Origin of the sequence: Bartonella sp. AD24XZML (assembly GCF_042196485.1) — a bacterium.
Taxonomy (GTDB): domain Bacteria; phylum Pseudomonadota; class Alphaproteobacteria; order Rhizobiales; family Rhizobiaceae; genus Bartonella.
In genome coordinates, this window is the sequence record NZ_JBHIQH010000006.1 from 56799 (window position 1) to 71638 (window position 14840).

Here is a 14840-nt window from a genome sequence, read left to right on the forward strand (position 1 = left end):
TTTATTTATTTTTAAGAATATTGATTGCGTTGGAAAGATTAAGATAGGCTTTGATAGGCAAATGATCTGAAGCAATGCGTGCAAGTGGTGAATAATGATTTTCAATACTTGTTACCAATTGGTGGGGAAAAGAAAAAACTCTATCAAGGGCTAACAAAGGAAAACGAGAGGGAAAGCTTGGTACAACTTCAAAAGTGCTATCAAAATAGGGAGAAAAATGATTTAAAGATGAGCCTTTTCCCATTCGCCATTCATTGAAATCTCCAATGAGGAGTGTAGGCATAAGGGAGCGTTTTTGGAAAATTTCAAGGAGCATTTTTGTTTGTTGTTTACGAGAGTAACGTAATAAGCCAAAATGAGCTGCAATAATACGAATAGGGCCTGCTGCCATTTCCAACTCTACAATTACAGCCCCACGTGGTTCAATACTAGGAAGAGTGACTTGTAAAGTATCACGTACATATCCCTTTCGCAAAAAAAGAGCATTCCCATGCCAACCATGGCCATGAGGTGACATAGTATTAAGAGGTACAGGAATCAAACCGGTTTCAGCTTTTAATAGCTGAAGATTAATCAAACCGATGCGTTCCCCAAAACGTTTATCTGCTTCTTGAAGAGCAAGGATATCAACTTGTAATTCAGTAATAACACGGACAATTCTTGTAGGATTAAAAACTTTATCAACACCTACACATTTATGCACATTATAGGAAGCAACGGTCAGATCATAATTACTATTTTGATTGACGATGTTTGATTGATGATGAGAGCGGCTGTGAGTTGTATTTAAAAGGGAGCTATGGAGTTTTTGTTGGATAAAACCGGTAAACCAAGGGAATTTTTGCTTATAAGGGATTTTTGTCATTTTGCGAAAAGAATAGTTTCTAAGAAGCAGAGGGTAAAGATTTACACTAAAAACAAAAGAACCTTGTTTCTTTTAGAAACAAGGTTCTTTAATTAAGTAATGATTTTTGCAATCAATCACGGTTTGAGCCAAGAAACTGTAGCAAGAAGACAAACATATTGATGAAATCAAGATAAAGATTCAGCGCGCCCATAATAACTTTACGTCCTCTGGTATCGCTTTCATCTCCTTCATAATACATCAACTTAATGCTCTGGGTATCGTAGGCTGTTAAACCAGCAAAGATAAAAACACCAATCACAGAGATAGCAAACTGCAAAGCGCTTGATCCAAGAAAAATGTTCACAATCATGGAAAGCAACAAGCCGATCAATCCAATGAATAAGAATGAACCGATTGCTGTGAGATCACGCTTTGTTGTGTATCCATAAAGTGAAAGAGCTCCAAAAGTTGCGGCGGAAATGACAAAGGTTTGCACAACACTTTCTGTCGTATAGCGCAAAACGATTGAAGACAGTGAAAGACCAACCAGAGCAGCATAACCAAAAAAGAGACTACGAGCAGCATTTGTGCTCAATGTATTAATTTTAAAACTGAGAAATAAGACTGCTATGAGTGGTGCAAACATAACAATATAAGAGAATGGCGATGTATAAAATGTTACTCCAAATGGTGTTAGATAAACACTGCTATTGATTTGAGCTGCTGCTTGGCTCATATCTGTTGTCGTTGCTAATGATACAATTGCATAAGCGGCAGCAGCTGTAATAAGCAAACCAATGGCCATTGCATTGTAGACACCCAACATATAGTCGCGTAATCCCTGATCAATTGATGCATCGGCATGAGAAGCAGGTGCCGAACGTAAATCTTTAAAATTAGCCATAATATAAAATCCTTTAGCATATGTTCTGCCAGGTATAGGGCTTTAAAGGTGTCTCTGTCATTACACAGATAAGCTTGGTATAAGCCTTAATTAGGCAAATACAAAAACCCTTAAGAATCACTGACAGAATTCCAGCATATATGCTCTTATTATGGAGATTTATTTAAAAATTACAAGAGATTTATATGAAGAAGGAACCTTACAAATTGGTAAGGAAATAGTTCATTTTAATAAAAAATATTTCCATTTTTTGCCATATTTTTGCAAGATAAAAAGACTACACTTAAAAACTTTTCTATTGTTCACAGAAACTATGTAATACAATCCCTTATAAAATATTCACTATTTTTGCGTTTATGAGAAGAGCGGCAAGTATCATCACACTATTTTCAACCTCCAATATTGCATCTGTTTTGCACGGTTATAAGAGCTATTGAATTGGATTTTTATATAAATATTGATGTATAATGATAAATTGTCTTTTTGAATGCTAAATGATACTCCGAATATCGCAAGATTCTCTGGTTGAAAATCTGTTCATATTAAATAAATCAAGATTATTGATTTGCTTGTGTCTTACAAGAGACATGGTTTTAATGGATTCAACATGAACAGATTCCAAATAAAAGAGATTTAGGATAGTAAGGGCTTTTATTCAATATGAAAAACGGTAATTTATATTTATAATCAATATGTTGTTTTAACAAGACACCATTGAAAATAGTTGAAAAAATGTTTTTTATTAAACAATATATAAAATAAAAAAGGAGAGTTTTTAAACGAAGCACTTAAGAAAGGCTCTGTAAAAGCGATATCTGTAAAAACTAAAAAACATACGAAAAGCAATTGTTCTAATCAAATAAACAGAACTTCAAATGCTGTGAAATGTCTCCTCAAAAATTGTGATGTAGGACACATGGATAAAAAATATTGATTCTATTTGGGTTCATTTCTTTTGCACTAACTAAGTGTAGAAATGTAAAGTTGGAAAGAAAGTAAGATCTTATAGTCCCATGAAGAGAAACACGTGAAATGACGAGCAACAAGAATTGATTAAGAGAAATCAATGTGTAATCAGACTTGTGATGGTCAATAATCTCTGTTTTCTAAGGCACTGAACATATCAATGAGAAGATGCACTATTGGAATGACGCCTTGCTTTCATCCAAGTACGCAATTCTTCAATAAGGATGGCAATAACACCGAGAGTGATAAAACTATCTGCAAGGTTGAAAATAGCAAAATAAAAAATATCATCAATATGAAAAAGTATATAATCAGTGACATGATGAAAGCGAATACGATCAATGAGATTGCCGATGGCTCCCCCAATAATAAGAATAAGACCAAAGCGCATTAAAGACTTATTATATTCAGTATTTTTCCATAACCATAGAAGAAAGATAATCACAATGATCGTGATGGCGATGATTCCCCACTGAGAAAAGGAAGAAAAAAACGAAAATGCAATGCCAGAATTGCGCACATGATAAAGGGAAAGAAAAGGAATAAGCGAAATTTCTGTTCCTAAAGGCATATTGTGCATAACCCAGTATTTGACAGCTTGATCAAGTACTACTGTAAAAGCCAAGCCCAAGAGAAGAAAAGGGAGTGATTTACGAATCATGTTTTTCCTCACATGGTTCCAGTATTAAATAGGGGCGACGGATTTCATAAAGCATAACAGCTGTTGCTACAGCTAGATTAAGCGAGTCTGCTCGTCCGCTTTGTGGAATACGCGTAAGTTTATCACACCGATTCGTAAGAAGATCTGATAATCCCTGTTTTTCATTTCCCATTAAAAGGATAATAGGGCCATTTTTGAAGTCAAGTGTGCGATAATCCAGAGAACCTTTGAGGTGTGTTCCAACAATCATACCTTTAAAGTGAGAAGACCAGTTTAAAAAGCCGTTTTCATCAAAACGATAAAGTGGTACAGAGAAAATAGATCCCATGGTTGCACGGACTGTTTCAGGCGAGAAAGGGTCTGTTGTCTCGCCAATTAAAATAACACCTTTAGCACCTACAGCATCAGCTGTTCGAATAATGGTACCAAGGTTTCCAGGATCACGTACACGATCAAGCGCGATGTAAACATCTTTAATCTGCCCTTTTATCATTTCAAAAGAGTGCCATTTTTGCTTGAAAATACCAATAACTGTTTGTGGATTATCGCGTCGGGTAAGTGATTCCATAACCTTTTGTGAGGCTTTAATAACAAAACCACCGTTGGCTACAGCACGTGCAGCAGTATTTTCGATAGTAGCATTACCGATTTCACTTTTAGAAAAAATAAGCGTCTGTATTGTCCAGCCAAGATTGAGAGCATCAATGACCAATTTCAATCCTTCTGCCATGAAAAGACCTTCTCTATTACGGTTTTTCTTTTGGCTAAGTGCTTTAAGATTTTTTATGATGGGGTTGCTAAGAGAGGTAACTTCTTTCACTCTACCAGTTTTGGGTCTACACATATTCAAGCAATCCAACGGCTAAAAAGAGAAGTAGAAAGAGCACGTCCTGCAACTTCTTCACGCAAAATGAGTTCTCCTGATTCGACCGTACCACCAAGATTTACAAATGCATCACGCATTAAAGCATGAAGTGCAAAGAAGGAAGCACGAATAGAATAAGCTGTAAGGACAACAGAGAGCGGTTTATCAGAGAGAAGTTTACGACAATTTGTGATCATAGTGGGTAAATGATCAAACAGTTGCCAAATTTCACCATGGGGTCCACGCCCATAAGCAGGGGGATCAAGAAGAATCATATCATAGCTTTTCTTACGACGCAGTTCACGCTCGACAAATTTCATAGCATCATCGCAAATCCAGCGAATAGAATGATCTGGTAATCCTGCTCTTTCTTGATTAGCTTTTGCCCACGCAATGGCTTTTTTAGAAGCATCAACATGGGTAACATTCGCACCCGCTCGTGCTCCAATCAAAGAGGCAATACCTGTATAGCCAAAAAGATTCAACAATTTTATAGGGCGTTCGGCTTTAACAATTTGTTCTTCCATAGAGCGCCAATGGGCATCTTGTTCAGGAAAAACCCCCACATGACGAAAGGAAGTAAAACGGCCTAGAAAAGACAATCCATTCCAAGCAAGAGCCCATGTTTCATCAAGTGGCTTTTTAGGAAAATGCCAACGCCCAACCCCTTCTTCATCAAGGTTTCCTGTGAAAATAGCATCAACATCAGCCCATTGTTTTTGTGGTAAAGCGGGTTTCCATAGTGCTTGACCTTCTGGTCGAATAATGCGGTAAGCTCCATAACGTTCTAATTTTTGTCCATGACCAGAATCAATGAGAGCATAGTTTTCGCTTATACCCGTTTCTAAAATAAGGGGCAGCTTTTCCTGCGGATATCTATTGAATTGAAAGCATTGTGCGGGCATGTTTTGTATCACGGTATATGAGGTATAAAAATATATTATAAAGCTCTTAAATGTTTCGTAAAAGTGCAAAAAAGCTAAAGTCAATTAAAACATGTATAAAAAAAGAAAAAGAGCACTTTTAACTCTGTACTGAATATAAAATACAGAGAGAAAAGATTTCATTTAAATACCATTACACCAGATTTGTGATAGATGTTTTCAATTTTTCAATCTCGGCTTTACTTTTTTTGAGAGCTTTTTTGTATTTGTGATAGGAAAACCAACTGATCAGATTTCCTAATAAAATACCAAAAACAAAGAAAATAAAGAGCCATATAAAGAGGGGAGCATGATAAGTAAAACTTTCAGGATTTGCTCGAAAAGGATCAAGGGTTAACGGAACCATTTGACGATTAGCCACGATAAAAACAATCAAAACCGCTGCGAGAATCACACCGATACTTGTTAGAAGAATACGTTTAATTATCATAAGTTTCTCACTGATTAAGACGGTCGCGTAAATCCTTGCCAGTTTTAAAAAAAGGAATCCACTTTTCTTCAACAGAAACGGCTTCACCTGTTCGTGGATTACGTCCATTACGGGCTGAACGGCTTTTTACAGAAAAAGCTCCAAATCCACGAAGTTCAACGCGATTGCCATTTGCAAGTGCTGTTGCAATTTCCTCAAAAATAGCGTTTACAATATTCTCCACATCCCGTTGAAAAAGATGCGGGTTATGACGAGCGATAATTTGCACAAGCTCTGATTTTACCACAATAGCCTCACTTTCACACAAAAAAATTTTGTAATTGTGCACTCCATGCATATTACAATATATAAACGGATAAAAGCAAAATAAAATCAAGAAAAAACAAATTGCAAGAAACAAAATTTGAAAATACCTTCTATAAAGGGTATACAGATTAAAAATGCGGAGGATTTAAGAGATCAGGAGAGTATGTCCGTACACAATCATTATAAAGCCTTTTCAACGCGATCATCTTTTGGAGATGTTTTAAAAAAAGCATCCCATCATTCGCGTCGCATTAGCATATTAAAATTTTTTTTACCTCTCTTAGCGTTGATTTCAGCGCTGGTTTTTTGCTGGTTTACGTTTTTCTTGGTTCCCGTTACTTCTGATTCTATGCCTTTGAATAATAGAGAAAGTGGCGTGATGAATTTGACGATGCTCAATCCAAAATTAGAAGGGTATACGCGTGCTCATGAACCTTATTGGCTTAAAGCAGAAAAGGCATTTCAAGACCATACACACGCTGGAATGATTGGGTTGCAAAACATTACAGCTAGAGCATTTATGGGCCAACAAAGACAGGTTTTTCTTTCAGCACAAGGGGGGGTTTACGATAACATTAATGGTTTTTTACAGTTGGATAAGCCATTCACGATTACGACGAATGATGGGATGATGGTACAATTTATGTCAGCTAGTATTAACTTATCCGAGGGACAGTTAAAAACAGATCAACGTGTTAATATTCAGCAAGCCGGTTTGAATCTTGCCGCAAACGCCTTACAAATTCGAGAAAAAGGAAAAAACATATATTTTCATGGTGGTGTGCATTTAGTGCTTCAAAAGCAATAACGCAATATCAATACAAATCTTTAAAGGATATTTATAAAGAGAAGTATGTGTATATACAAACAGAAGAATTGAAATAATGAAATCGTACAAAAGATGGATAGGTATGATATTGGCTTTTAGCATGGGAATGTTAGGAGAAGGAGCAGTTTTAGGATATGCTGAAGTGGCTCATTTTGGAATAAGTCTATCAAGCGACAAAGAACCAGTAGAACTTCATGCAGATTCTTTGGAAATACGTGATAAAGAAGGGATAGCGCTTTTTAAGGGTGATGTTTCAGTGGTGCAAGGTGAACGTCTTTTAAGAACGGCAGAATTAGTTGTTTACTACGATAAAGCATATAAAGAAATTGATAAAAACAAGGAAGATACAAAGGCATCATCTGTTTCTTTATTTGGTTCGTCGAGTATACAAAAAATGGAAGCTTTAGGAAAAGTTTATATAAAAATTGCTACGCAAGTTGCTACGGGTGATAAAGGCGTTTTTGATGGAAAGTTAAAAATGATGAGTTTGACAGGGAATCATGTTGTGTTAACTGATGGTGACAATGTGGCAACGGGGTGCAAACTAACGGCAAATATGGAAAGCGGAAAGGCTTTTTTAGAAGGTTGTGAGACGCCTAAGAAAAAAGGTCGTGTTTCTATTATTTTAAAACAAAATCAAAAGAATGGCCATTAAGATTTCATGTTTGGAATCAAAAGAAAAAAACAGACCGATAGGTATAATCTTGAAAGTGAAGCTTCAAAAAATCCCTTAAAAGGGACCTTGATTGCCAGTAATTTGATTAAAGTTTATCGAGGAAGACGAACTGTTAATGGTGTTTCTTTTGGTATTCGTACGGGAGAAGCTGTTGGCATTTTAGGGCCCAATGGGGCAGGTAAAACAACTTGTTTTTATATGGTGACAGGGCTTATAAAATCTGATGGAGGATCCATTAAAATTGATGGATTTGATATTACGCATCTTCCGATGTATCGACGTGCGCGTTTAGGTATTGGATATCTTCCACAGGAAGCGTCTATTTTTCGTGGTCTTTCAGTAGAAAATAACATTAAAGCTGTTTTAGAGGTCGTTGAAAAAGATCGCCTTAAACAACGTGAAGAGTTAGATAGCCTTTTACATGAATTTAAAATTGATCATTTACGTAAAATGTCTGCACTTTCGTTATCTGGAGGTGAACGTCGGCGACTTGAAATTGCGCGCGCTTTAGCTTCTCGTCCCCATTTTATGTTACTTGATGAACCATTTGCAGGAATTGATCCTATCGCTATTTTCGATATTCAACAACTTATTCGTCATTTAACGAGGCGTGGCATTGGTGTTTTAATAACGGATCATAATGTGCGTGAGACATTAGGGCTTGTCGATCGCGCTTATATTATTCATACAGGACGGGTGTTAGTTCACGGTTGTCCTAACGATATTATCAACAACGTTGATGTACGCAGAATTTATTTGGGAAATCAGTTTTCTCTTTGATTTTACAGCTTTCACGAGTTTCCGTTTAAGTTTAACCAAACATTATTACTGAAAATCTCCTTATTTATGCCAAAACTTCTTTTATGACTATAACCTTAATGTTGTTATTGAGTGGTGAAAAAGGCTTCATCATTAGAGGTTAGTTTGTTGTTTTATAAGTTTAGCTTACTCATAATTGTATTATAAAAAAGATATCACTAGATTAACGTGATAATGAGTGATAAACGAAGCGCTCAATAAATGCGTGTGTTATTGAAAGGTAAGAGATATTTATCATATTTTTCTCTGTCGAATCAAATAATATATCGATGATGCTGTTTTAGGTATTTTGATGGGAGCACCGGTTTATATATTGCGGTTATTCAATAGGAGTTGTCGTATTTTATTGGTTTATATGGCCTATTTGAAAATAGGAGCTTGGCTACAGATATCAGGCTAAATCTATAAATCTTTTAAAATAATCATTAAATTTCTAAAAATCTTTATATTCTTGTTATAAGTCGATGTTCAAGCTATACAGTAATTTTCAAAGTAAAGGTCCATTTTGCTCAGTATGCTTTTCATCTTAATTTAAGGGCTCATTTTTAAAGAAAGAAAAACTCTGATGGCGGATTATACATCAACTCTTATGACAAGTTTAATAAATTTATGAATAATGGCCTTTTCTAGAGTCGTAAGGAAATTAACTTTATGAACAACTTCATTTGTTTGGTTTCTCATGCCGTTAATGATGATCTGAATACTATTTATTATTGTTTTAGAAGTGATATGAGATGTATTGAGCCATCACCCATTATAAATTGAAAAGTAAAAACACATGCGATGTTGCGAAAAGTGAAAGAACATTAAGTATCTATAGCGTTTATAGGTTTATTGATGAGCATTTTAGCGTGTAAGAGGAAAATTAAAGTATGAATTTGAGTGAGTTAATAGCACCGGAAGCGATCATTCCGGCTCTTAATGCTAATTCGAAAAAACAGGTTCTGCAAATTTTAGCCGAAAAAGCTTCCAAGCTAACAGGTCTTAGTGAGCATGTGATTTTTGATGTTGTTTTACAACGCGAGAAGCTTGGTTCAACGGGTTTGGGTGGAGGTATTGCGATTCCTCATGGAAAATTACCTGATATTAATCGGATCATTGGTATATTTGCACGTCTTGAAAGTCCTGTTGATTTTGAAGCTCTTGACGACGAACCTATAGATCTCGTTTTTCTCCTTTTAGCACCTGAAAATGCTGGTGCAGATCACTTAAAAGCTTTATCACAGATCGCACGTGTTTTGCGTCACACTGATGTTGTACAAAAGTTGCGCAGTACGCATAATGCCAATGCGCTTTATGCTTTATTGATTCAGACTTCAGAATCAAATGCAGCTTAAAAGTTATTATGAGCGTATAAATTGCGAAGTATGCACTACAGAGCGTAGGAAATAATATAATTTGCATCTTAAGACTAATAACAAAAGGTTATGTCATGAGATTTAAGAAAATCACTTCTAAGTGAACCTTCTTTTTAAAGAGCAAGCAACAAAAACGAAGGGCTTGTCCTTTCTTGTTCTCGTATATTAAAGCATCTAATTATTATGTTCGTGGATTCTTTTATCCTGTTATACTGTAAAAACACTATCATTTGAGATATGGTGAGATAAATTCTGTAAGTCTTCTTAATATATTAAGTGCTTTTAGAGTACGTGGTAAATATTTTTAAGCAGGACTTGTCTGTAGAGACTTTAGTTAAGTGAATCACATGAGTGGGAAGAAAAGATGAGACCGCTCGACAAGAATCCAAACTTTTTCAGTCCAGATTGGATTAAGAATCTTCGTCCTTTGAAAGCGGGAAGAAATAAACAGAAAAGTTTATTTGTGCATTGAATTTTTTTGTAAGTTGAGTTTGAGTGTTTAGGGATAATATTTTAATGCTCAAGAAAAAATAAGAGATATATTGTATCTTCAGTATAGCAAGATATTGATTTTAAATATAATTCACTATTTCGCATGTTGGATGAGAGATCCGAATATTGTAAAATTCTCTCATTCCAAACTTGTTTATGTTGAATCAATCAAAACCATTTCCTTGCACGTTGTAAACGGAATTAGCGTGTGGATAAAAACTGTACAAGAAAGGGGTAAAAATGCTTCCTATGAATCGTCTCAAGTATCGAGAATTGTAGCAAAACATTGGGAGCTGGAAAATAGTGTTATGGTGCCAGCTTTCTTCTTCACAAGTGGAGAGATCAACTATTTTATAGATATGATTTAGATGTCTGCTGTTGTATAGAGCTCATGCTAAAGAACAATTTTGTACGGTAAGAATGAAAATTATACCTTTAGGTTGGGTGAAAGAGTTTTTATGCATAGGAAGATTTATTTAAGTGTCTTTAATTGATTAAAATATTGTTTAAAAAACGGTAATGTTAGAACTGCTATAGAAAAAAGTTTTATATTTCTTTTTATAAATTACTTAGAAATAAGATAAGGAGACTTTCCCAAAGAATTCTTAAGAAGTTTTTTATAACAGAAAGAAAAATATCGTCTAATACATTAAAATAATACGATTAAGCTATTATAAGCTACTAAAATCATTTTAGAAATTAATAATTGGAGATGAAATATATAGGGAAATAAGATCAAAAGAAACAAAGTTGTATGTGATTATTGAGATAGAATCTAAATTCTTTATGTTTTATTATTAATATCTTGATAATATTTTATTATTTTTACAAGGTATTTTGAAGATTGAGAAAAAGTGTTATCGGGACGATATTGAATACGAAATATGAATGCACTATAATGAGTAAAAGATGGAGTATTTTGCGAACATAAATGTATTGAATGCATAAAGTCGAGAAGTGATATTCGTAAGGCGATTAAGCTTTTTTGCGGGGAGTCCGGGGTGTATTTTCAAAATTTTGCATCAGATTGCTTGTGATATAAAGAGTATGGTTTATTTCTTAACAGAGTGATGGTATATTTTCATCTCGTTTTGAAGTTTTATAGCTTAAAGAAATCATTTTTTATACAAAAACGAAATAAGTAGCGTAAAATGAAGATATTATTTTTTAATGTGGTTATTGAATAAGAAGTTTATGTTTTGGTAATGATTAAAAGGTCACAATGAAACGTAGAAATCTATTTTGATTAGTATGAAAATATTTCGCTTATTGAAGGAATTAGGACAATAACACATGAATATCGAGGAGTTTTTGTTGAATTTTTCTAATGAAGAAAATCTTGTTAGAGACTAAAGAAGTGAGCTAAATGAAGATGTTTGAAAAGACTGTTATTGCTGCATCTGTAATGGTTCTTGTTACAGCGGGAGTGGCATATGCACAAACGCCAAGCCGTTTAAATCAATTTGAAGCGTGGGGAGCCTATTCTTATAAATCGCCCAAAAATACGATTTGCTATGTGTTATCGGTACCTTTGAAGGCTCTTCCAACGACAGTTAATCATGGTGATAACTTTTTCTTGGTTACCAAGCGTTCTCATTCACCTATTTCGTTTGAACCGCAGTTTATGGCTGGTTATACCCTTCAAGAAGGGTCGAGAGTGACAGTGACCATTGGAGGTAAGGACTTTGATTTTTTCACGAAAGATTCCTCAGCTTGGCTGGCGTCATCAGAGCTAGAAAAGCAGCTTGTTTCTGCTATGCGTGCTGGAAGCAATATGACAGTGCAAGCGATATCAAAACGAGGAACGCATACCACTTATACTTATTCCTTAAAAGGGGTCACTGCTGCATTAAACGCAGCTCAAAAGTGCCATTAAGGTTTCGATAACTCTAAAATAGTGATGTAAATTGGAAAGCAATGGCCATTTCCTATGACCTTAGACCAGTTGGTTCATGTTTTGCACGAAAAACAGATAATGTGGTCGTGAAGGAGAGTTCTAAGCTCTCTTTAATTGGTTTGTCGCAAGATGAAATGATGCAAGCTTTAAAGACAGTTAGTGTACCAGAGCATCAAACGCGTATGCGTGTGCGTCAGCTTTGGCATTGGCTTTATGTGCGTGGTGTTTCAAATTTTGATGATATGCTGAATATTTCTAAAGCAATGCAAGAAACACTTAAGTGTCATTTCTCCATTGCGCGCCCAGAAATTGTTGGAGAACAAATATCAAAAGATGGTACGCGTAAATGGCTCTTACGTTTTCCTGCACGTGGAGCTGGAAGGCCTGTTGAAATTGAAACGGTTTATATCCCTGAAGAAGGACGTGGTACTTTATGTCTTTCATCGCAAGTAGGGTGTACGTTAACCTGCTCTTTTTGCCATACGGGAACGCAGATGCTTGTTCGTAATCTGACCGCAGAAGAAATTTTGGCACAATTATTGGTTGCACGTGATTGTTTGGGTGATTTTCCTGATAAGAATACCCCTGATGGAGCAATTGTTCCCATTGAAGGACGAAAAATTACCAATATTGTTATGATGGGAATGGGAGAACCTCTTTATAATTTTGAAGCTGTTAAAAAAGCTTTATTGATTGCCTCTGATGGCGATGGACTTTCTTTATCAAAACGTCGAATTACGCTTTCAACTAGTGGGGTTGTTCCTGGAATTATCCGAACTGGAGAAGAAATTGGTGTTATGTTAGCAATTTCACTCCACGCAGTACATGATACACTAAGGGATATGCTTGTTCCCATTAATAAAAAATATCCGCTTGCTTTACTAATGGAGGCTTGCCGTAATTATCCTGGTCTTTCCAATGCAAAACGAATCACATTTGAATATGTTATGCTGAAAGATATCAATGATAGTTTAGATGATGCTAAGCGATTGATTCAGTTATTGAAAGGGATTCCTGCTAAGATTAATTTAATCCCTTTTAATCCGTGGCCAGGGAGTAATTATCAGTGCTCTGATTGGGAGCAAATCGAGCGTTTTGCTGATGTCGTTAATCAAGCGGGCTATGCTTCTCCTATTCGGATACCGCGTGGACGCGATATTTTAGCTGCATGTGGACAGCTTAAATCGGCTTCAGAGCGCTTACGTAAATCTGAACGTTTACGACTTGAAAATGCTATTGGTCATTAGTTAACGTAATTTTCAGCTATATCAAGGCCTATGCTTTTTTGTTTGTAATTTAATATCCAAACCTCATGCGATGGCATATGTGAGACAGATACTAAGATGGATAAGTGCTAGACGAACAGTTTCAGCGTTTATATGCTAAATGGGGTAAGATATTGTCTATAGTCTCGTTTGTATAATCTCTGAAATTAAGAAGGAAGCCTAATTTAGAGGGAATATGAGGTCTTAAGGATTATAACTAATTTCTACCTTATTATCATACTCTTTAATTCGGTTTTATGTCTTTTAAAAGCATCTACGGTAATATATTTTAAAAAGTGGAGATTGTGCAGTGCCTCATGTTTTTGTTTATTATTTTCTTAAATAAGATCACGCATCACAAGCAAAACAGAGGATCTAAAATATAAATACCATTGAGTTATCCATTGATATGTTTTTTAAGTATCTCTTAGTGCACTCTTCATATCACGATAATGCTTGTGAGGAGTATAACAAAAAGCTTCTGTGAAATGTATTGTACTCCTACACCTTTATGTTTAATAAAGGTGTAAATTGGTACCACCATTCTATTTTTTAGCTCCCAATGTTGTAACAGCTTTTAGCACTTGAGATGGTTCATAAGAGGTGTTTTTATTCTTTTCTTAGATAGTTTTTATCCATACGAAAACTCCAGCTTCTCTTGTGATGTACAAAGGAAAGGTATTGTTTTATTCAAAATAAACAGGTTTGAAATGAAAAAATCTTATAATATTTGTTTTTTTATTTAAATTAAAAGCGATACATTACACTTATAAATCAATGTTTTGTAACCACAAGGAGATGGAGGGCAAAGCTGGTAAAAGTACCAGCAATAAGCCAGTCGAGAAAGCGAATATAAAGAGGGTTCTTTTTGAGAGTTTTGGTAAGTTTATGCGCTGTAAAAACGATTGCAATTGTAATGGGGAAAGAAATAGGAATATAAGAGAGTCCTAAAAAGAGTAATTTTTGTGTTGCCATAGGATCATTCGCATTGATAAATTGTGGTAAGAATGTCGCGTTAAAGAGTATAACTTTAGGATTGAGAAGATTAATTCCAATACCAGCAAGATAGTTACGTTTAGCGCTTTGAGATTTAGAAGATGTCTGTTCAAAGGAAAAATTGGGGTTTCTCCGTAACGCTTGAAAGGAAAACCATAAAAGATAAAAGGCGCCAACAATTTTCAGAAGAACAAAAGTATGTGGTGCAGCAAAAATAAGCGCTGATAAGCCAAGTGCTACAGCCGTAACCTGAATGGCAAACCCTGTTGCACTACCCAAGGCGCACATAATTCCAGCTTTTTTGCTTTGTGTAATGGTTCGTCCTACAGAAAGCATCATATCTGGTCCTGGAATAAGTGCTAAAATCAACGATGCTAAAGCAAATTGTACAACAATAGACCACTCCGGTAGAAATGACACGTAAATCTCCTTTTGTTTTTAAGCAGTGTTCACTATTTATACTTTGAGGCACCTTTATTTACGCTTTTTGCGTCTTTTTAATGTTGCTTAAAAAGAATTTATTTTTATATTTCTTGCATCGTTTTGATTTTTGGGTAGAAATAAAAAAGTAGCTCATATAGAACG

The 14840-nt window shown here is 35.3% G+C and carries 14 protein-coding genes; 6 read left to right on the forward strand and 8 right to left on the reverse strand.

Annotated elements, in window-relative coordinates:
* Position 1: 1 nt before the first annotated feature.
* From ACFIMX_RS00375 to ihfB, 7 genes are all read right to left on the reverse strand, one after another.
* Complete coding sequence (locus tag ACFIMX_RS00375) at positions 2-865, reverse strand: endonuclease/exonuclease/phosphatase family protein (RefSeq protein WP_375617457.1); 864 nt, start codon at positions 863-865, stop codon at positions 2-4.
* Between the two features lie 112 nt (positions 866-977).
* Complete coding sequence (locus ACFIMX_RS00380) at positions 978-1751, reverse strand: Bax inhibitor-1/YccA family protein (protein ID WP_375611347.1); 774 nt, start codon at positions 1749-1751, stop codon at positions 978-980.
* Between the two features lie 1123 nt (positions 1752-2874).
* A complete protein-coding gene (gene lspA, locus ACFIMX_RS00385; RefSeq protein ID WP_375617458.1) occupies positions 2875-3378 on the reverse strand; it encodes a signal peptidase II in 504 nt (167 codons plus the stop codon).
* Complete coding sequence (locus tag ACFIMX_RS00390) at positions 3368-4222, reverse strand: TrmH family RNA methyltransferase (protein ID WP_375617459.1); 855 nt, start codon at positions 4220-4222, stop codon at positions 3368-3370. Before ACFIMX_RS00390 ends, lspA begins: the two co-directional genes overlap by 11 nt.
* Before the next feature lie 2 nt (positions 4223-4224).
* The gene (locus tag ACFIMX_RS00395) at positions 4225-5148 is read right to left on the reverse strand and encodes a class I SAM-dependent methyltransferase (protein WP_375639476.1); all 924 of its coding nucleotides are present in this window, start codon (positions 5146-5148) and stop codon (positions 4225-4227) included.
* 172 nt (positions 5149-5320) lie between these two features.
* Entirely contained in the window at positions 5321-5617 is a 297-nt protein-coding gene (locus tag ACFIMX_RS00400; protein ID WP_375617461.1) for a lipopolysaccharide assembly protein LapA domain-containing protein, read from the reverse strand.
* Positions 5618-5624: 7 nt separating this feature from the next.
* Positions 5625-5903: an integration host factor subunit beta gene (gene ihfB, locus ACFIMX_RS00405; protein WP_273790186.1), complete on the reverse strand. Its 279-nt coding sequence runs from the start codon at positions 5901-5903 to the stop codon at positions 5625-5627.
* 183 nt (positions 5904-6086) lie between these two features.
* Between ihfB and lptC the strand changes: the two genes are divergently transcribed.
* The 6 genes from lptC to rlmN all read left to right on the forward strand — a co-directional run bounded on the left by lptC (position 6087) and on the right by rlmN (position 13241).
* Positions 6087-6731 carry an LPS export ABC transporter periplasmic protein LptC gene (lptC, locus tag ACFIMX_RS00410; RefSeq protein ID WP_375617462.1) on the forward strand — a complete coding sequence of 215 codons (645 nt, stop codon included), beginning with the start codon at positions 6087-6089 and terminating at the stop codon, positions 6729-6731.
* A 76-nt stretch (positions 6732-6807) separates the two neighbouring features.
* A complete protein-coding gene (locus tag ACFIMX_RS00415) occupies positions 6808-7407 on the forward strand; it encodes an LptA/OstA family protein (protein WP_375639478.1) in 600 nt (199 codons plus the stop codon).
* A gap of 6 nt (positions 7408-7413) precedes the next feature.
* Positions 7414-8208 carry an LPS export ABC transporter ATP-binding protein gene (lptB, locus tag ACFIMX_RS00420; protein ID WP_012754448.1) on the forward strand — a complete coding sequence of 265 codons (795 nt, stop codon included), beginning with the start codon at positions 7414-7416 and terminating at the stop codon, positions 8206-8208.
* Positions 8209-9119: 911 nt separating this feature from the next.
* Positions 9120-9584 (forward strand): PTS IIA-like nitrogen regulatory protein PtsN, encoded by a 465-nt coding sequence (gene ptsN, locus ACFIMX_RS00425; RefSeq protein ID WP_375606109.1) that lies wholly within the window; start codon positions 9120-9122, stop codon positions 9582-9584.
* A 1885-nt stretch (positions 9585-11469) separates the two neighbouring features.
* Positions 11470-11973 carry an invasion associated locus B family protein gene (locus tag ACFIMX_RS00430; protein ID WP_375611465.1) on the forward strand — a complete coding sequence of 168 codons (504 nt, stop codon included), beginning with the start codon at positions 11470-11472 and terminating at the stop codon, positions 11971-11973.
* 41 nt (positions 11974-12014) lie between these two features.
* Positions 12015-13241, forward strand: a complete 1227-nt coding sequence (rlmN, locus tag ACFIMX_RS00435; RefSeq protein ID WP_375639479.1) for a 23S rRNA (adenine(2503)-C(2))-methyltransferase RlmN — start codon at positions 12015-12017, stop codon at positions 13239-13241.
* Positions 13242-14033: 792 nt separating this feature from the next.
* On the opposite strand, the gene ACFIMX_RS00440 is transcribed toward rlmN, so the two are convergent.
* Complete coding sequence (locus tag ACFIMX_RS00440) at positions 14034-14675, reverse strand: LysE family translocator (protein WP_375617465.1); 642 nt, start codon at positions 14673-14675, stop codon at positions 14034-14036.
* Positions 14676-14840: the final 165 nt, after the last annotated feature.